This window comes from Constantimarinum furrinae (genome assembly GCF_014295415.1).
Lineage (GTDB): Bacteria > Bacteroidota > Bacteroidia > Flavobacteriales > Flavobacteriaceae > Constantimarinum > Constantimarinum furrinae.
Genome location: NZ_CP052909.1, coordinates 2,787,531 through 2,806,392, shown reverse-complemented (window position 1 = coordinate 2,806,392; position 18,862 = coordinate 2,787,531). Strand labels below are relative to the sequence as shown.

Here is an 18,862-nt window from a genome sequence, read left to right as displayed (position 1 = left end):
CGGTTATTTATTGGACGGCGGTAAAATCACCTTGTCTACCACATGTACGATACCATTGCCGGCCTCTATACTGGCAATTATCTTTGCGCCACCTACTAGCACATCTTCACCACTTACTTCTACCGTTGTACTTTGATCATTTGCTTGGCCTAATTTTTTAAACTTTTTTAAAAAATCTTTTGAATAATTTCCTGCAGTAACGTGATGTTTTAAAATGTTTGCGAGCGCATCTTTTTTCTCAGGCTTTAGAAGATCTTCCAACACTCCTTCCGGAAGCGCTTTAAAAGCCTCATTAGTTGGTGCAAACACCATCAACGGGCCCGCATTTACCAAAACATTCTCTAAACCTGCCGTTTGTACCGCAGCTACTAGTGTGGTATGATCGGGTGAATTCATGGCTATTTGCAGCACATTTGGTGTTGAACTATCGTCTTCAATGTAAGCTTGACCTTGTTTGTTTTCTGAAGTTGATTCTTCAATTGTAGTAGTTGATGTTGAATTCTGTGATGCCTCATTATTACAACTGTGAAGCAGAACAATTACGAATACAATTGAAAGTACTTTTGAAATTTGGTGGATCTTCATAATGGCTTAATTTAAAGTTCTGAAATATTCTAAAATGTCCCGAGCCTGTGCTTCGGTCAAGTTTTGGTTCGCCATTGCTGCACCATTAAATTCTACCAACAAGTCTTTTGCGCACTGATCCTCTTCAGCCATCAATTTGGGATCTAAAATCATATTCATGATCCATTCCGGACTTCTGCGTTTCATTATCCCTGAAGGAGAGGGTCCAATAAACCGTTTTCCAATTTTATGACATGCAGTACAGTTGGTTTTAAAAAGTGCCGCACCCCGTTCAACCATTGCTTGGTCTATTGTTGGATTGAGTTCTAAATTTTTAATTTTTCCAACTCCTTTATTGTCTAAAGTAATCCGTTTTGATGCCGGAACTTCATCAGACACTGGTAATTCCTTCTTGGTTTCCACCTTTGGTTTTTGACCAATTTTAATTTTTTCTTCTTTTTTCTCTTCACCACCACAGCTTATCAGCAAGGCCGAAAAGAGTATTGTTACAGTTTTGATTAGATAGCGCATGATATGTTAATTAAGATGTATGCTTCAAAAGTACGAGCAGAAGGAATATTAAAATATGACAATTATCATATCTGCAATTCCTAAACAAGTAAGGTTTATAATGAGATATGACATTCATCATTGTATAGTGACCACTTCCATAGTAGTTTCCCTTAATTAAAATTTCGTATAAATGAAAAACATCCTTTTGCCCACAGACTTTTCAGAAAACTCACTAAATGCAATCGATTACGCCATGCATTTTTTCATGAATTGGGAGTGTAATTTCTACATTCTCAATGTAAAGAAGATGTCAGAGTATATTAGTGATGATTTAGTAGCTGGTTCGAAGACAAATACCATTTATGACAGCATAGCTAACGATAATAAAAAGTTGCTTAATCAATTAATTAAAAAGTTAGACAAGCAATTCTCGATGCAATCATATACTTTTCAAGGGTTGTTTAACTATGACAATTTCATTTCTGCAATAGATCAGACTGTGCAAATCCATTCCATAGATCTTATTATAATGGGCACTAATGGTGCCACAGGAGCAAAAGAAGTACTTTTTGGTAGTAATACATTACAAGTAATACGGAAAATAAATTGTCCAACTTTAACGATTCCAGAGCATTATGAATATACAAGTGTTAGGCGAGCTTTGTTTACCACACATCGATGTGAAGATATTTCTTATATTGATATTAAAGCTTTTAAAGAAATGCTCAATATGCATCAATGTGAGTTGAATGTATTAGAGCTCGATGATGATGCCATCGTTATCTCTCGCAGGGAAGATAGTAAATGTGTACGGGCCTTATTTCCCGAATACCCATATACCTATTATAGTCTTAATACTATTCCTGGATTAATAGCAGTGAATACTGCAACTCAACTCTTAAAAGTAGATATTCATGCCGCTTTTATTGAAAAGGAAACATTCTTAGATCGCTTACTATTTGGCTCAGAAAATTCAAAATTGGCTTACGGAAGTCTTATACCTTTACTATTCTTGCATCGATAAGATTAAGTAAGCTCGTTTATTGAGTGTATACCACTTTCCCAAGCATTTAGATTTTTGATAGTTGCTACAGCAATATTTTGTAATGCTTCATTCGTAGCGAATGCTTGATGAGGTGTTACTAAGGTTTTACGATGATGCAGTAACCGATGCAATACTTCGTCCTTTGGTCTATCATTGGACCGGTCATAAAAGAAAATACCATGTTCATGCTCATAGACATCGGTTGCGTATCCACTAATTATATCCGTATCCAAGGCTTTTAAAATTTCTGTAGTTTGCACGATGGCGCCACGAGCGACATTTACTATGATAGGTCTTTTTTTAAGATTACTTAGAAATTCTTTATCTATTAGATAACGAGTTGATGCAGTTAGAGGTAAACAAATAAAGATCACTTCTGCCTCTTTAGCGAGCGCATTTTTTGAAATGTACGAAACATTGAAATCAGTTATTAACTGCTCATTACTACTAGTATCATTGGCCAAAATAGTACAGTCGAATCCGTGTAAGATTTTAATAAGGACACTACCAATTTTCCCGGTACCCATTACTCCAATAATTTTATCTTTTAGATCGAAACCAATTAAATTATCTATTATGAAATTATAACGAAGTGTTTGATTCTGAGCCATTGTAACTTTTCTATTGAAAGCTAGAAGAAGCATTATTGCATGTTCGGCAATGGCATTTGGAGAGTAGCTGGGAGTATTGGCCACTTTCAAATTTAATTTATGGGCCAACCTTAAATTGATGTTATCATAACCGGCAGAACGCAGGGTGATATACTTTACTCCAAAATCTTGAAGCTTTTCAAGAACGTTTGGCGAAGGGTCATCTGCAGAAAGAAGGGAAATAGCATCGTAGTTTAATGCGAGCATCGCGCTGTCCGAATTAAGGCGTACCTCTGTAAAATCTATTTGATGTTTTTTTCTATTTGCTTCTTGTAGCAAGGGGATTTCAAATGGCTTTGCGCTATATATCAATACTTTCATTCTTCGAGAATTAAAAGTTTATTTTCTTTTAGACTTTTAAATAAAACGGTGATAAAACTGCTAATGTTTCGATTAATTTTATTGGCGTCAACCACTTCAATTTCTCCTCGCCATAAAAGTTCGCGTTCCTTTCCTGGACAAATGCAATAAAGGGAAGTTTCAGTGGTGTATACTTGATAACGCTCTAATTGTTCTTTATAATACAGATGCATGTTTCCATAGAAATATTCTTCAAAAGATTGATAGCTTTTAGAAAAATTTCGATAAGAATCAACCATCGTAACCCTGCTCTCTTGCCCTGTAATTTTTGTAAACAGTATAGCGTCAAAACCAGCTTCTAATAACCGTAGTTCAATTTTGTCTAGTTGTGCCAGAGAGTTTTTATTATCTGTAAATGACGTTTCAAAAAAATCGATGCTTTTTACTGCAATTACACCTTTCTTATCGAGTTCATCGGTCATCTTTTTTTCGTAGTTGCGTCTCAATTCTTTTTCGGCAGAAATACCCACGACCAAAACTTTATTAGCTTGAAAATACGCTGTGTCCGGATTTTTATATTGCTGGATTAGCTTTGTGGATCCACAGTTAATTAGCAAGAGTGCTAGTATAAACAAGCGACTAAATTGTAAGATTAACTTCATAATGATCGGGTTTTAAATGAATTATTTTATATAATACTTGCGTCTTTAATACTTTTTTTGTCCACAGGAGTCGTTTTCGTTTCCGGATAATTTTCCGAACAACCATAGGTTTCTAATTTTAAATAATCAATAATTTCATTATTAGTACTTTCAAGTGGGTCTAGCGTATAATCAAATAATGTAACAAGGGTATTAGTATACTTCTTGGTCCACTTGATTTACACGTAAGTTCCATTGCCTCAGTATTTAATTCATCTACTAGTTTCAATGAATTATCCTATACTTTGTCTCAAATAATAAGCATGGAATATTTTGTTAAGTAATCAACCATAAAAAATGAATTGCGAAGTCCTCTCTGAGCATTCGCTGTACAATTGACCCGGATTGCGTCGTTGCACCATCTTATTGGTGATATTTTTCATTCCAATACTTTTATAGCAATTTTTTCTGTTTGTTCTTTTTTATTAGAACTGAAAGTATTTCAAAAATGGTTCGTTTGGTGTTTTTTACGTCTGAATGAAAATCCATTTCTTCTAAAAGGAGTTTATAATGTTCATCTTTGTATTCACGCAATTCACCTAGGACATCATTATTGTCCATTAATACCTGCAATTTATTTTTATGTGCTTCTAGTTCTTTTAACAATATTAACAACCGCTTTGAGTGATTATCTAATTGATTAAGAATCGATTTGTTCTCAATCTGGTCTTTACCATAAAATAATTGAAGTGTATGCTCTTCCACGAGATCTTCTAGAAATCGAAGCTCATCTTTCAAAAAATGAAGCTCAGAAAGAGAATGAAGTGTGTCTTGGTGTAGACCACTTGTATCACGCCACTCTATATATTTAAAATGCGAATTCATAATGTTATAATTTAAAATAAAAAAGGCAGAAAACTTCTCCTCGTTGTTTCTCTGCCTTCTTCTTAAAAATAAACTAAGCTATTTCAATCAACTTTTTTGATGATTGAACGGCAGCATCACTTTTAGCGAGTTGCAGTTTAAGAATACCATTTTTGTAAGTAGCTTTTACATCTTTCTTTTGATTTACTGATTTGGGCATTTGCAGTTTGCGATCAAAAGAGTTATAGCTAAACTCCCTTCGAGTGTAGCCATTTTCATTCTCTTCCACTGCATCTTGTTTTTTTTTAGCACAAACGTGTAGTATATCATTTTCTAAAGACACCTCAATATCCGTCTTGTCAAAACCTGGAACGGCCAGTTCGACTTCGAAGTTTTTTGGATTTTCCTTCACATTCATTGCAGGTAGATTAGCCCCTCGTGACATGAAGTCATCTGTGAAAAAATCATCGGTATTGAACCAGTGTGTTGTGACATCATTGATCCAAGGAATTTTTTTTCTATTCAATTTTACTAAAGACATTGCATTTAAATTTTAAACGGTTATTACTTATTTATAAAGTGAAAATAACTCGTATGTAAGGGTTTAAAAATGATAATTGTCAGTTTTGAATGTTTTGATCGCAAATTATACTGTCAATATTCTGTATCGATAGCTTCAAAATTCATTTTTGCACTATTTATATATTGCTCAATACATTCTTTTTGTTTTCTGTATTTTGTAAGTTAACTGTTCCAATTAAGGCAATCTTACAGATATGGCTTCCTAAAGGATATGAAGGCACAATTTTCAATTTACACTGTTTTAATGGTAAGAAGTACTCTGGTTAAATAGTCAAAGACGGCAGGCTTTAATTCTAAGTGCAGAGTGTTAAATTTATTGTAATCATCCATCAAATGTTGATGCTAACCACAACCATATGCATCTAAAGATGGGTTGTTTTTTTCAGGATAATTATCAAGGTATTCTTTGAAAATAATGACCACATTTATGAATGGCCCCATCTTTTATGACAACTCGTTTAACTGCGTAAGCTATGTAGTGAGACATTCGAATAGATTAGGTGAATTATATTTAAAAATAGGTGCGGTAGGTCCTCTTTTTATGAATACCAGATCTTATTCTACAAATCGGATGGCAAAAACCACAATGTTGTTTCATATCTTGACACAATGTGTGCAGGGTTCTGTGATTCGGTCTTTGCTAAACATATTAATTAAAATTCTAAGGTAGTTTTCACTAAACCATTAAAAATGACATATATCATTTACTAATAGCTCCTTCCTTTCTAAATTTCGTTAATTAAATTCAAAGAAAATTAGATTAATGGAAAGACATATTTATAATGTAGATATTAACTGGAGTCAAGACCGTAAAGGATTAATGTGCTCTCCAGAAATAAACGAAAGCAAGACGGCTTCTTCCAACTGTATTGAGGTAGCAACACCACCACAATTTCCTATGGGAATGCCTAATATATGGTCACCGGAGCATTTATTCACAGCCGCGGTAAGTAGTTGCTTAATGACTACTTTTTTGGCCATAGCAGAGAACTCAAAATTAGAATTTTCAGCATTCAGTTGTAATGCGAAAGGTATATTAGAGAAAGTAGATGGGAAATTTCTAATGACTGAAGTAATGCTGAAACCTAAAGTCTACATTAAAAACGAAAAAGATGTAGGGCGTGCGAAACGTATTGTTGAAAAATCTGAAGCTGTCTGTTTAATTTCCAACTCTATAAAATCAAAAATCACTATGGAAATTCAAATAATAATTGAATAAGAATGATAACTTAAGCCCACAAACGGTAAATTGATAATATAAGTTTCATATACAAAAAACCGTATATCGCTTGCTCCAATTACCATATTCAAAATGAATGTAATTGATTTACTTTAAGTGTACAGTACCATCTTATTGCTGCATTTTGAAAAATGCACTTTATAGGAGTTTATAGTGCTGTTTTTGGTACATCCCTAACCAATCGAAATTCTAAGCACCTTAAAATGCTGAAAAAAATTTGCGAAGCAATTTTAAAATTGGAGTTTACCAGTATGACCAGCGGTTTTCCGGGATAATGGAAGCTGCAAATAAATAAGCTTTTGGAGCAGGTGGTTACTTAATGGGGTCAACCAATGAAGATATTGACGAAAGATAAAAGTATTATTTCTGAAGCTAAGAAATTGCTTATTGTACATACTTCTGCCGAAAACGTTATTGAGTATATTACTGTGAACGCTATTTTAAAATTTGGATTTGTCAAAGAGAGATATTAACCCAAATAGTGGTAAGGAGAGATTATAATAGAAATTATATTAAAATTTCTACTATTTCATTCAGTCTCGGAATAGACGCTCTCCAACCATAGGTATCTCGAATTTTAACCCGTAATGCATCTAAAGCTGTAGGTTCTCCGTGAATCAAAAAGGTAATTTCTGGAATATTCTTTATATCATTCAACCAATGTATAAGTTCAGCCTGATCTGCATGTGCGGATAAGCTTTCAATATGATGCACTGTAGCTTTGACCGTATAATATTTTCCAAAGATTTTGAGCTCGTGTGCGCCTTCCAATAATAGTCTCCCGCGGGTGCCTTCGGCTTGATATCCTACCATTAAAATAGTGGTGTTTGGTTCATCTATTAATTGCTTTAAATAGGTTAACACCCGACCTCCGGTAACCATCCCGCTTCCAGCAATAACGATTTTGGGTCTTGGATCGTCTATAGTTTCCCAAGTTTCTTTATAGGAAGTGATAATATTCATACGTTGCTTTATCGCCATTAATTCGCCTGGTGGAAGTTTATGCCAACCCATATAACGTTCAAAAACATCCAAGACATTATTGCCCATTGGACTATCTATAAAAATTGGAATATTAGGAATGCGACGTTCGTTGTATAACTTCCATAAAAGAAACATCAAGGCTTGCAACCGTTCTACTGCAAAAGAAGGGATAATTAATGTGCCTCGATCATGTATTGCTTTATTGATGAGTGTGATTAATTTTTCTGAAACACTTTCCTGTGGGTGCAATTTATTGCCGTAAGTACTTTCAATAAACACATAATCTGCCCATTGTGGTTTTTCTGGCGGGAATAATAGCAGATCATCCTGCCTTCCTATGTCGCCAGAAAATACAAATGTTTTTCCGTATACTTCCATTTCGATGAAAGTAGCACCTATTATGTGGCCATTATATCTAAAGCGGTACTTTACGTGGTCTGAAAGGGAATGCCAAGTATCTTTTGTAACAGAATTGAACATTTTAATAGTCTTTTCGGCCTCTTCCATGGAATAAAAGGGAAGTGCTGGATAGTGTTTACTATAATTTTCGTCATTAGCCTTTTCTGCATCCTCTTCATTAATCTTTGCGCTATCTAGCAATATGATTTTTGCGATTTCTAACGTGGGTGCAGAACCGATTATTTTTCCTGTAAATCCCTGTTTAACCAATCTAGGCAAATATCCCGTATGATCTAGATGACCGTGTGTTAAAAAAACAGCATCGATAGCCGGAACATCGAAAGGGAAGTCCCGCCAGTTTTGCTCCCGAAGTTCTTTTAGACCTTGAAACATTCCACAGTCAATAAGTAAGTTTTGTATGGGAGTTTCTAGAAGAAATTTAGATCCGGTTACCGTTCCCGAAGCTCCCAAAAAATGGATTTTAATATTGTTCATTATTATCAGGTTTACAAAGCATCGAAATTTCAGATTGTATTTTTTCTTTTCTTGTTTCTGAAATTCCTAAATGATCTAAATAAAAAACGTCATTCAATAATTGGCGACACAAAACTATTTCTCTACTCAATAGGAACTGTTTTTCTCTTTTGGTGAGTAATGTTGAAACCGTAATAGGGTATAACCCCAACTTATCGATACGGTCTTTTAACCCATTGTCCCGAGGATAATCCCAGCTTAACAAATAGAGTCCTGAACATTTACCGTAAGTAAGTGCATCTACAGTAAATCGAGTATTAGTGACAACCCAACCCTCGTTAGGACACTTGGTACTATTTTTATATTGGTCAATAATATCCCGATACCGCGAATTAATATAAAGAGGTATCTTAACATTACAGGTTGTGGTTTTTTCACTATGAAATTTGCATTCTGCCACAATGTGCTGTCCATTTTTTGAAGCAATCACATCCACTTCGTGTGATACACATTTTCCCTGCATAATTTTACCTACCTCCACGTGATAACCTGAATATTCCAATAATGCCCCAATAAAATTTTCAAATGGAAAACCGGTAGGACCTAATTCATATATCGCTTTTTTAAGTTTGTATTTAGAAGCATATATCGACTTACTTTTTTTCAAAAGTGCATAGGCCCGGTTGTAGATTTCCTTGGTAGATATGCCTTGATACAACTCTTCGTGTATCACATTCATGATGTTATCGACCGTTAACTCGTCAGCACCGCTTCTATATAAACTGCTTCGTAATTTGGATATAGAAAAATCTACTTTGTCACCAGAAGATTTTACAATTTGAAGATTTTCTTTTTTCATATTATTTAGTTACGCAAATCGTGCAGTGCCAATACAGGCACTTTGGCATTAAAACCCAAATCTTTTACCATTGGTTTTGAAAATATAGAACCAAAGAAGCTGTGTTTTTTATTTATAAATGAAATCATACCGCTGTTTCGGCTTTGCACAAAAAGATTTAGTCCAGTCTGCACCTCGGTATTTTCTAAAAAATGAAAAGTATAGCCAAGACCTTCAAAACATTCTTCCAAAAGAAGTTTATTTTGTTTTTGTTTTTTGGTAAGTTTTTCCTTTTGACCCACGTGCAAAATACGAATAGGTGCATTGGAAATGCGCGCTATTTGGTTTAAATGAGTAAGTTCTTTACGCTTGTAATGGGTTTTAAAGCTAGTTGGGAATACAATCTCATTTATTTCTCCTAACATGGCTTCTGCAGGAATTATAAGTACCGGACAATTTCGTATTTTTTCCATAAAATTGATACTGTTACTACCTAATATACTATCCACATCGTTTGTTTCACCCTTGTTGGATGCGATCACTAAATCTATGTCCTTATCTTCCACAAGATGTTTTACAGCATCTAATGGTGTATTGAAAACTGCTATTGTAAAATAAGTATGGTTGCTCGGCACCTCTAGCTTTTCAATTCGTTTTAATATATTTTCAAGTTCGTTTTCCGAACGTGTTTTGGCATCGTCATACCATTTTTCACCCGGTTCTGGGACCATCATATTGTCCAAAGAAAAATTATGGGTAGTAAAAGCGTTGAGAAGGTAGAAATCCACCTCTTCATTTTTGTATAAATTGCTAGCATAATGCAATGCATTCCAAGCATTTTCTGAAAAATCTGTGGGTAATAGAATACGTTTCATTGTTGTGAGTATTAATGGCGTTGTAAATTTTGTAATACTAGGAATGGAATCTTTATATCCAAACCGATTTTCTCGATAGTAGAGCGATATAAAATGTTTTCAAGATAAGAGTGTCTTTGGTTTACCATTACTAGCATATCTACAGAGGACGCAGTCATCGTTTTATTAATTGCTTGAGTGATGTCTTTACCGGGTACTCTTATGTGAGAAACCTGATTTTCTTGAAAAGAACAGGATGCAATTGCTTTATTATCCTTTTGTCTATGAGAAAGCTCCTTTGCTTCCGATATATGTAGAAAATGTACCATAGAAGCAAATCGTGCTGCTAGAGTGCTGACCAGCTTCAATTCACGACGTTTAAAGGGTAACATATAATCTGTCGGAAATAAAATATTCTTAAGAGGGTGGCCGTGGTAGCCCACAGGTACTGCAATTACTGGACACTTTACGTATTTAATGACCTGAAGTGTTTGGCTCCCAAACGTTACGTCATCACAGTTACTATTTCCTTTGGTTCCCATTAAAACAGCATCAGCATTGTGTTTATCTACCAAGTCATTTACACCATCAACCAAACTTTCAAATAGCGGTTTGTAATGATACGAGTGTTTCGGATTCCCAGAAATCTGTAACATTTCGGCAACTACTTTTTGCAATAATCGGTCTGTAGCTGACTCCACTTTATCTCTATATTCCTCGAAAAATTCTCGATCCATTTCCATTGTATTCTCGTATACTTCGTCTGCAAAAGCGTTCGTCACGATAAATTTGCTCTTCTCATATTTAAAAAGTTCCATGGAGTAGCGAATGGCATTCATCGCAGTTTCTGAAAAATCTGTTGGAATAATTATCGTTCTCATAGGATATTATTTTTAGAAATATCCAAATCTATGGTATCAGCCATAATCTTAAAATGATAATTATCAGTACCCCCTTATATACAAATAAGTTATAGCGACCGTTAGGGAAGATTGAAGTACTTAAACTATTCGTGCAAAACTAGAAATGGGATCTGCATGTGATAACTAATTTGTTCCACCTGAGGCTTAAATAATAAACGTTGAAAGAAATTTAAATTCTTAGCGATCATGGCCACCATATCTATATGCATCGAATTTACAAAGGATTGTAAGGCACTCTCAAGAATAGGATTATCAATTACGTGAAAACTATGTGAAATCTCATGGAGATATTGTATAAGATGTTTCCTATTTGTTTTTTGGACCTTATCCATAGGTTTTTCATTTTGAGCAACTCGAAGTACCTTTATTGATGACTGATAAGTATTAGCTATCTCCAATAATGTTCGAATTATTCTTTGTTTGTAAAACATATTAAAATCAGTCGGGAAACCAATATTAAGGGGTTTCGTGAATTGGGCCTCTTCAGGTATTACTAAGTTGGGGCATTTAATACGCTTTATAACAGCACCAGTTTTACTGCCAATTGTCATTTCTTTTAGGCCTGAAGCTCCTTTAGTCCCCATTACGATTAGGTCAATGTTTTCCTTTGTTACGTAGTTTCTAAAACATGCTATAAATAATCCCGGTCGTATCGAAAATCTAAATTTATGATTCGGATTAGGGTAGTGAATGTTTATTTTGTGCATCCAATCCACCATGTTAGCCGTTTTTTCTTTTGAGATTTCTTTTTTAGTAAAAACACCATTGTAATGTAGTTCATCATCAACCTGGAGAGAGATATCTATGTGTAAAAAATGAAAGGTGATATTCTGAGTTTTGAAAAACTGCAAGGCATAAATTGTTGCATTCCACGCATTATCGGAAAAATCGGTAGGTATTAAAATTTGCTGCATCGTACACTTTATAAAAACAAAAGTATCAACGAGCCTAAAGGTAAGATATGATAAAAGTCAGTTTTGTTATTATTCTACTTCTTCTAAGGCCGAAAGTTGAAGGATTTTTATATTCCTACCTTCAATTTCAATAAGCCCCTTTTTTTTGAATTCTGAAATAGTTCGAATTAAGCTTTCTGTTGCGATTCCCGCCACACTCGCCAGATCGCTACGTGCAATTCTAATAGCATCTTCAGGATTTCTATTTAAAATTCGTGCAAACTGAAGGATAGTTTGGGCCGTTTTTCTTCGAACACTACTATAGGCCATTTGAAGGAGCTGCTCTTTAATCTCTGAAATATTTTCAGTAAGCACATTTACCAGTTCCAGCGATACATTTTGATTTTTGCCAAGAATGCTCTTAAGCTCTTCTTTAGAAATTCCAGCCAATTCCACTTTTTCTACAGCTGTAGCTGTTTCTTGATAAGGAATATTATTTGCAAATGATGTAAATCCTAAAAATTCATCTGGTTTATGAAGGGCAGTGATTAATTCTTTTCCACTGTCTTCCATTTTTGTACTCTTTACGATGCCATTAAGGATAAGATAGATTTTTGTCGAATAGCTTCCCTCTTTATAAATGATCTCTCCTTTTTCGAAATGCCTAATTTCCCCGGTATCATCAAAGAGATTTTTGAGTTCATTTAGGTTTCTAATATCACCTTCATTTACTTTTTTTTTAGTAGAATTCTCTAAAGCATTTGAGAGGATTTCTGCTTTTGCCAATCTACTTTCAATGGCACTTAAAAGTTCATCTTCTTCAAACGGTTTTGTCAAATAGTCATCAGCTCCTAGATCCATTCCCTTTCTTATTTCTTTATGTTCAGTCCTTGCTGAAAGAAAAATAAATGGAATGTGTGAAGTGGTGGGGTCTATTGACACAGCCTCCAAGACACCATATCCATCTACTTCTGGCATCATAATATCACAAACTATTAAGTCCGGAAGCTTTTCTCTTGCAACTTCAATTCCTATTTTACCGTTTGGAGCGCTGTATACCGCATAGTTTGCTAGTTCTAAAAGTTCTGCTGTATTCTCGCGAAGTGCGGTATCATCTTCTATTAACAGGATGGTTTTCATAAGAGTAAACGATTAAGCATCAGTAGGGATGGTAACTTTAAATTCTGTCCCTCTTTCTTGAATACTGGTAAAGGTAATTGCGCCGCCCAGATTTTCCAAATGGGTTTTAACAATGTTGAGACCAATACCTGTACCTTGATTAAGTAAGGCATTCTCTGCTCTAAAATACCTATTGAAAATATATTTTTGCTCATTCTCAGGAATACCAATACCTTCATCTTTAACGGTCAATACGAGCTCCTTAGCTTGAGTTTCTGCCATAATATGTATCGTGGAATTTTCTGAGGAGTATTTTATTGCATTATTGATAAGGTTTGTCAAAATCAATTCTAATATCTTCTCGTCAAAATCTATGAAGATGCTGTCAATATTTTCGGGATATTCTATATGCTGTCCCTCTTTTAATAACATATTGGCATCATAAATTACTTCATTTACCACTTTACTCAACGGAAAATTAGAAAATATATATTTTACCTTACCACTTTCTAAACGCTCAATAGATAAAAAGTCGTTGATAATATTATTAAGATATTTGACTTTAGATTGGATAGTCTTTAAATGCTTATCACGCTTCTCTTGTTGCTCGGACTCTGTGTATTTTCCCGCCAAAGTGGCCGATGTCAATATTCCACTCAGCGGTGTTTTAAACTCGTGCGAAACTAGTGATAAGAACTTAGTTTTCAACTCATTCAATTCTTTTTCTTTGTTAAGAGCCTCTTCTAGACGTCTTGTTCGTTCTGTAACTTGTTGCTCTAATTTTTGAGTATATGCTTCTTGCTCTGTAACATCTAAAATGATAGCTACCAGTAAATCGTTCTCTCCTGTTTTCGATTTTTGTAAGTGTACTTCAACGGGATAGATACTTCCATCCTTACGCTTATGAATAGTATTGAATTTTAATTTAGCTTCCAGATCGTTTAAGAGTGGTGCTATTAAGTTGTTAAATTTAACTAGTGTAAAATTTGGTTTAATATCAACAGGCGTCATTGAGCGTAATTCTTCTAGCGTGTATCCTATATTATTTAACGCTCCCTTATTTACGTCAATGAATTTGAGTGTTCTAGCATCAAAAATAAAAATCTCGTTGAGCGATTCATTAAATATATTGGCCCAATGTTTAAGTTCTTGCTCCGCCTTTTTTCGAACCGAAATATCAATAACTAGTGCCATTACATAATCATTATCGTAAATCGTAAATGGATTAAGTCCTGCTTCTACAGGAAACTGTGATCCGTCTTTGCGAAGACCGAAGAGATCCCTACCGTGACCCATTTGGCGTTTATCACTCTTTTTCATAAAACCCCTTACGTGTATATGATGATTTGAGTGATACCTTTTAGGAATTAAAACATCAAGATGTTGACCCATTAGTTCATCTTCTGCGTAGCCAAATAATGAGTTGGCAGCCATATTTGTAGCAACTATAGTTTGGTTTTGATTAACGATTATAATTCCTTCTGAAACGGCTTCAGAAAGTATTTTAAAAACGTTGCTACCCTTATTAAAAACATCCATACTCCAAAGATAAGTAATAAGCTCTCAAAATTTCTGAAACTGATAAATATCATAGTGAATCCTATTTCATGAAGGTATTTTTATACTATCAATAAATTAAACTATGAAAAAAGTGAGCCAAACGGAATTGTTATTCTACCAAAAACTGGGAGAACTCTTCTACGCTATTGCAGCATCAGATAACGTCGTACGGCGATCTGAATATATAGAACTCACACGTTTTGTTGAAGAAGAGTGGAAAGCAAAAGATGATTTCGAAGATCAATTTGGAACCGATGCCGCATACCAAATTTCAATTGTGTTTGAGTGGTTTGATTATGAGAGTATGGAGGCTGATGACTGTTTCGAGAGTTTTAGTGAATATTACAAGGATCATAAGAATCTATTTTCAGAAGAAAGAAAAATCCTTATTCTGAATACGGTTCAGGAAATTGCCGATGCTTTTAGTGGAACAAATAAGAGTGAGTTAATAATGATTACAAAATTGCAATTGCTGTTTAAAAACAACTAAATCTATAATTATGAAATATATAAGCCTTGCATTAATAATTCTTTTAATAGTTTCCTGTAAAAATGAGGTTGAAAAAACTCAGGACCCAGAAGACTTTTCCGGTACTATTGAAACAGACCTAGTGCCTTTTGAGCAGGTATTACCGTTTGACAGCTTGTATACACACAATGATACTGAGCTCAATAAATCCAAATCTATAATCATAAAACGACAAAACCTTATCGATAAAAAAGATGACAAGGCAGCGCTGGATGAACTAATCGTTCACAAAAATTATAAAAAGGATAAAGATCTATATTTAATAGATTTTAAGTATCCTTACTTGAACGAATCCCTCAAAGAATCTTACCACAATTTTAACGAATATCTAGAAGAGACATATTTGAATATTGAAGGTGTGGAGGCAAGCATTTTAGAAGATAAAGAGATGATCTGTGACACGGTTCGTATCAATCGGTTTAAAGAACAACGCTTGATTGATTATAAATTATACGCTCTCAATGAAAAGCTTATAAGTATACTTTTTTACAAGGAGAATTATTACTCTGGTACGTTGCATCCAACTTATAGTTTTGATTGTCTAAATTTTGATTTAAATCGTTCAGTGTTTATGAACTATGAAGATTTTTTTAATGAGGGAACTGAAGAAGAAATGACCAAAATCCTCAACGAAATTATTACAGATCAGATTTATAAAGGAGATATGTATTATGACTGCTGGGAAATAACCTTTGACGATTTTTTTGAATACAAAAATAATTTCGTTATAAACGATTATAAGGTGGAATACTATTTTGATGATTGCGTGATTTGCCCATCATACACTGGTACATTTTCGGTAGAAATTCCTTTGGAGCGATTGCTTCCTATACTAAGAAAATTCAACCTAAATCCTCTTATTCTTTAATATGAGATTATATGCTAAAATATACATAATTGCTTATGCACTATTTATAATCACTATTTTTCTACTCCCTCTATTTTCTTTTGAAGGGTATTCAGTTGCTCAAAATTCAATAAATGAATTAGGTGCGCAAAAAGTACCCGGCAATTGGATTGCCAATGATACGATTGTTATATTAAGCTTGGCAATTGCACTTTTAGCCACTAAACAATTAAATTTGTATTGGAAACAGCTTGCTATTCTTTATTTTTTTTGTTTTTCCTTTTTGCTAACAGGGGTGTATCAACTTGCCAGTCCTGATACATATCAATATATTTTTAATTATACTGATGATGCTTTCCATTCGCTTTTTACAATAATTGCGGGGTTTGCATTCTGTCTTTTTTGTATTTCATTTATTTTCATAATTGAAAAAAAGAATCATAAATGGCAAACTTTCGGGGCATTTTCACTAGCAATCATTGCACCTTTGTTGATGTGGCAATTCCCTGAATATAGAGGATTACATCAACGTATTTTATATTTAGGAGCCTTTGGATGGTTGTTTTATGCACTAACTTGTTATCAATTTAAAAGCAACGACGGTTCAATTTCCATGATGAAATTTAATAAATAGTTAAAACGACATGTACATAAAGATGAAAAGTAACTTTAACTCCATTATTAATTCTGACACTCCCGTTTTGGTAGATTTTTTTGCAGAATGGTGTGGCCCCTGTAAAGCACTTTCACCAATTCTTAAACAGGTGAAAGAAGAAATAGGCGATGCCGTGAAGATTGTAAAAATTGATGTAGATAAAAATCAACCTCTGGCTGCGCAATTTCAAGTTCGTGGTATTCCTACAATGATTTTATTTAAGAATGGAAAGCAGGTGTGGAGACAATCTGGAGTGTTACAAAAAAACGAAATCGTGCAAATTGTTAAAAGTAAATAATGTTATCCATTCGCATACCAATTTGAACCCACCCTAATAATAGTTACCATAACGGTTAGACGTTATGATTCAACTAACCGGGGAAGAAAGCCGCAAAGAGCTCTTTAAATTTTGTAAAAAAAATTGTCATGGCTATTGCTTAAGCTATAAAAATGAGCAGCATTTGACGCGTTTAAATCGTTTAATAAGAAATTGATCACAGTACTTGGCTACGTAGTTATTAAGATCTTGGAAGCAGTAAAAAGTATTGATATAAGTCATTCTCTTAATGAGTCAAACTTATTAATTTTAATAAAACCTACCTCTAATAATTATGATCAAAACTCTCGGCAACAAAGAAAATTTAGTATTACTTAGCTCTAACTATATAGGCCATTTGGGCTACGTATTTCAGAATAGAGCATTTGTAGTGCCCATAACTTATTTCTACAATGATGAACAAAAAAACATCATCTGTTATTCTGCAAAAGGACATAAGATTAATGCATTACGGAAAAACAAATCAGCCTCCTTATCTGTAACCGATATAAGCTCGGTCAACGACTGGAGATCGGTATTAGTTCAAGGGACATATATCGAAGAAGAAAGTTCTTCCGCCAAAGCGCTTTTGCATACGTTTTCATTGGGCGTTAAAGATCTTATTTTACGTAAAGAGATGCGGGATTTGGATTTCATCAGTCAGTTTTCGAGTAAGATCTATATAGATGACGAACCTATTGTTTTCACTATTAGGATCGATGAAATTACCGGAAGAATGCGAAAGTTTTGACATAAAAATGGGGAATCCCGATTTAGAATGTTCTTTCAACCAGGATACCGATACCATTACACCTTAAACGTAATTATAGGAAGATCACTATGATTCACGATTGCTTCGCCAATGTTTTCAGAAAAGAAATGAGCTAGACCTCGCCTCCCGTGAGTTGGGATAACGACTAAATCTGCTTCAATCTCATGGCTAAAACTATAAATCCCGTGCTCTAATCTATAGTCACAATAATAAGCTGTATTATCATAAACATCGGTATTATCAACCCCACTATGTAGTATGAATTTAAATGCGAGCTCTTGCATTTCTTTATTGCTACGGAATTTTTCCGGAGTGTTAATAAAAACCATCTGAAATTCGGATCCTATTTTTTCAAAGAATTCCCACGCATTTTTAAATGCGCCTATAAAATCCATGTTAAAGTCACATGCAAAAACCACCTTATTCAATTTAAAATCTTTAACACGATTTTTTATAACCAATACCGGAATTTCTGAGGTGCGAACTACTTTTTCGGTGTTGCTACCTACAAACACCTCTCTTAAGCCACTAGCACCGTGGGAACCCATTACAATCAAATCCGCATCAAAATCTTTAGCAACACTATTAATCTCATGAAATTCTTTATAGTTTTGGACAGTAGTTTCTATAGTAATGCCATTTAAATAGTTCTTATCTAAAAATTCACTAAACCGTTTTTCGGCCAGCTTCATATAATAAATCGCTTCTAACATTTCTTGTGACTCATCTCGTGTTAATACGGCTTCAGACAAGCCCATCATATGTAGGATGACTAAAGAAGCCTTATGCTTTTTTGCTAAGTTCGCAGCCACTTCTAAAGCATATTCTGAGTGTTCGGAGAAATCTACTGGTATGAGTATTTTTTTCATTATGATGATATATTTTGGTTTGTAAATTTTGCCTTTCGTTTTTTAAGTTGTCTTTCGAGGTCGCTTATGGTTTCTTTTACAGCCATCTCATAATTTTTTTCATTGGAAACCGCAAAGATTTTAGGACCGGGTAAACTGAATTCCATTTCGCAGATGTGCCCTTTTTCTGTAGGGTCATTTTCCTGCTTAAATAAAACATCAACTCTGATAACCCAGCTGTATTTCTTTGCAATTTTCTGAAGTTTTTTGCTGACATATTGAGACATACTCTCACTACTTTTCATTTTTACATATTGGATATGGATAGTCATAACGTTTGATTAATATTATGTCTCAAATCTAAGAACTCACAAAGTGTTAAACTATGATAAATATCAGTGGTCGTTTATGGAGCAATTTTGATATGGGAAGATTACTGAATTTTAAGATGG

22 protein-coding genes are annotated in these 18,862 nt (G+C 34.2%); 7 read left to right on the top strand and 15 right to left on the bottom strand.

Annotation, left to right across the window (positions count from 1 at the left end; translation table 11 throughout):
• Nucleotides 1-3: 3 nt before the first annotated feature.
• Together ALE3EI_RS12820 and ALE3EI_RS12815 are read right to left on the bottom strand one after the other, a co-directional pair.
• Complete coding sequence (locus ALE3EI_RS12820) at nt 4-585, bottom strand: fasciclin domain-containing protein (RefSeq protein WP_186989284.1); 582 nt, start codon at nt 583-585, stop codon at nt 4-6.
• Nucleotides 586-591: 6 nt separating this feature from the next.
• Entirely contained in the window at nt 592-1,095 is a 504-nt protein-coding gene (locus tag ALE3EI_RS12815; RefSeq protein WP_186989282.1) for a c-type cytochrome, read from the bottom strand.
• A 172-nt stretch (nt 1,096-1,267) separates the two neighbouring features.
• Between ALE3EI_RS12815 and ALE3EI_RS12810 the strand changes: the two genes are divergently transcribed.
• Entirely contained in the window at nt 1,268-2,101 is an 834-nt protein-coding gene (locus ALE3EI_RS12810; protein ID WP_186989280.1) for a universal stress protein, read from the top strand.
• A gap of 2 nt (nt 2,102-2,103) precedes the next feature.
• On the opposite strand, the gene ALE3EI_RS12805 is transcribed toward ALE3EI_RS12810, so the two are convergent.
• The 4 genes from ALE3EI_RS12805 to ALE3EI_RS12790 form a co-directional block, all read right to left on the bottom strand.
• Nucleotides 2,104-3,093, bottom strand: a complete 990-nt coding sequence (locus ALE3EI_RS12805) for an NAD(P)-dependent oxidoreductase (RefSeq protein ID WP_186989278.1) — start codon at nt 3,091-3,093, stop codon at nt 2,104-2,106.
• On the bottom strand, nt 3,090-3,734 hold the full coding sequence (locus tag ALE3EI_RS12800) for a hypothetical protein (RefSeq protein ID WP_186989276.1): 645 nt from the start codon (nt 3,732-3,734) through the stop codon (nt 3,090-3,092). Before ALE3EI_RS12800 ends, ALE3EI_RS12805 begins: the two co-directional genes overlap by 4 nt.
• Before the next feature lie 432 nt (nt 3,735-4,166).
• Nucleotides 4,167-4,598 carry a hypothetical protein gene (locus tag ALE3EI_RS12795; protein WP_186989274.1) on the bottom strand — a complete coding sequence of 144 codons (432 nt, stop codon included), beginning with the start codon at nt 4,596-4,598 and terminating at the stop codon, nt 4,167-4,169.
• 73 nt (nt 4,599-4,671) lie between these two features.
• Complete coding sequence (locus ALE3EI_RS12790) at nt 4,672-5,118, bottom strand: Hsp20/alpha crystallin family protein (protein ID WP_186989272.1); 447 nt, start codon at nt 5,116-5,118, stop codon at nt 4,672-4,674.
• Between the two features lie 804 nt (nt 5,119-5,922).
• On the opposite strand from ALE3EI_RS12790, the gene ALE3EI_RS12785 reads away from it, so the two are divergent.
• Nucleotides 5,923-6,378 (top strand): OsmC family protein, encoded by a 456-nt coding sequence (locus ALE3EI_RS12785; protein WP_186989270.1) that lies wholly within the window; start codon nt 5,923-5,925, stop codon nt 6,376-6,378.
• A gap of 528 nt (nt 6,379-6,906) precedes the next feature.
• Here ALE3EI_RS12785 and ALE3EI_RS12780 read toward each other — a convergent pair.
• From ALE3EI_RS12780 to ALE3EI_RS12750, 7 genes are all read right to left on the bottom strand, one after another.
• Complete coding sequence (locus ALE3EI_RS12780) at nt 6,907-8,277, bottom strand: MBL fold metallo-hydrolase RNA specificity domain-containing protein (protein ID WP_186989268.1); 1,371 nt, start codon at nt 8,275-8,277, stop codon at nt 6,907-6,909.
• Complete coding sequence (locus ALE3EI_RS12775; RefSeq protein ID WP_186989266.1) at nt 8,264-9,115, bottom strand: ATP cone domain-containing protein; 852 nt, start codon at nt 9,113-9,115, stop codon at nt 8,264-8,266. Before ALE3EI_RS12775 ends, ALE3EI_RS12780 begins: the two co-directional genes overlap by 14 nt.
• Before the next feature lie 5 nt (nt 9,116-9,120).
• On the bottom strand, nt 9,121-9,969 hold the full coding sequence (locus tag ALE3EI_RS12770) for a universal stress protein (RefSeq protein WP_186989264.1): 849 nt from the start codon (nt 9,967-9,969) through the stop codon (nt 9,121-9,123).
• Nucleotides 9,970-9,980: 11 nt separating this feature from the next.
• Nucleotides 9,981-10,829 carry a universal stress protein gene (locus ALE3EI_RS12765; protein ID WP_186989262.1) on the bottom strand — a complete coding sequence of 283 codons (849 nt, stop codon included), beginning with the start codon at nt 10,827-10,829 and terminating at the stop codon, nt 9,981-9,983.
• A gap of 125 nt (nt 10,830-10,954) precedes the next feature.
• Nucleotides 10,955-11,785 carry a universal stress protein gene (locus tag ALE3EI_RS12760; protein WP_186989260.1) on the bottom strand — a complete coding sequence of 277 codons (831 nt, stop codon included), beginning with the start codon at nt 11,783-11,785 and terminating at the stop codon, nt 10,955-10,957.
• A gap of 69 nt (nt 11,786-11,854) precedes the next feature.
• Nucleotides 11,855-12,904 carry a response regulator gene (locus ALE3EI_RS12755; RefSeq protein ID WP_186989258.1) on the bottom strand — a complete coding sequence of 350 codons (1,050 nt, stop codon included), beginning with the start codon at nt 12,902-12,904 and terminating at the stop codon, nt 11,855-11,857.
• Between the two features lie 12 nt (nt 12,905-12,916).
• Nucleotides 12,917-14,422 (bottom strand): sensor histidine kinase, encoded by a 1,506-nt coding sequence (locus ALE3EI_RS12750; RefSeq protein WP_186989256.1) that lies wholly within the window; start codon nt 14,420-14,422, stop codon nt 12,917-12,919.
• Nucleotides 14,423-14,525: 103 nt separating this feature from the next.
• Here ALE3EI_RS12750 and ALE3EI_RS12745 point away from each other — a divergent pair, with 103 nt between their 5' ends.
• The 5 genes from ALE3EI_RS12745 to ALE3EI_RS12725 all read left to right on the top strand — a co-directional run bounded on the left by ALE3EI_RS12745 (nt 14,526) and on the right by ALE3EI_RS12725 (nt 17,541).
• Complete coding sequence (locus ALE3EI_RS12745) at nt 14,526-14,933, top strand: hypothetical protein (RefSeq protein WP_186989254.1); 408 nt, start codon at nt 14,526-14,528, stop codon at nt 14,931-14,933.
• 10 nt (nt 14,934-14,943) lie between these two features.
• The gene (locus tag ALE3EI_RS12740; protein WP_186989252.1) at nt 14,944-15,840 is read left to right on the top strand and encodes an RsiV family protein; all 897 of its coding nucleotides are present in this window, start codon (nt 14,944-14,946) and stop codon (nt 15,838-15,840) included.
• Nucleotide 15,841: 1 nt separating this feature from the next.
• Complete coding sequence (locus ALE3EI_RS12735; protein ID WP_186989250.1) at nt 15,842-16,453, top strand: DUF998 domain-containing protein; 612 nt, start codon at nt 15,842-15,844, stop codon at nt 16,451-16,453.
• Between the two features lie 22 nt (nt 16,454-16,475).
• Nucleotides 16,476-16,772: a thioredoxin gene (trxA, locus tag ALE3EI_RS12730; RefSeq protein ID WP_186989248.1), complete on the top strand. Its 297-nt coding sequence runs from the start codon at nt 16,476-16,478 to the stop codon at nt 16,770-16,772.
• Nucleotides 16,773-17,085: 313 nt separating this feature from the next.
• Nucleotides 17,086-17,541: a pyridoxamine 5'-phosphate oxidase family protein gene (locus tag ALE3EI_RS12725; RefSeq protein ID WP_186989246.1), complete on the top strand. Its 456-nt coding sequence runs from the start codon at nt 17,086-17,088 to the stop codon at nt 17,539-17,541.
• Between the two features lie 56 nt (nt 17,542-17,597).
• On the opposite strand, the gene ALE3EI_RS12720 is transcribed toward ALE3EI_RS12725, so the two are convergent.
• Complete coding sequence (locus ALE3EI_RS12720) at nt 17,598-18,431, bottom strand: universal stress protein (protein WP_186989245.1); 834 nt, start codon at nt 18,429-18,431, stop codon at nt 17,598-17,600.
• A complete protein-coding gene (gene hpf / locus ALE3EI_RS12715; protein WP_186989243.1) occupies nt 18,431-18,742 on the bottom strand; it encodes a ribosome hibernation-promoting factor, HPF/YfiA family in 312 nt (103 codons plus the stop codon). Before hpf ends, ALE3EI_RS12720 begins: the two co-directional genes overlap by 1 nt.
• Between the last annotated feature and the right edge of the window lie 120 nt (nt 18,743-18,862).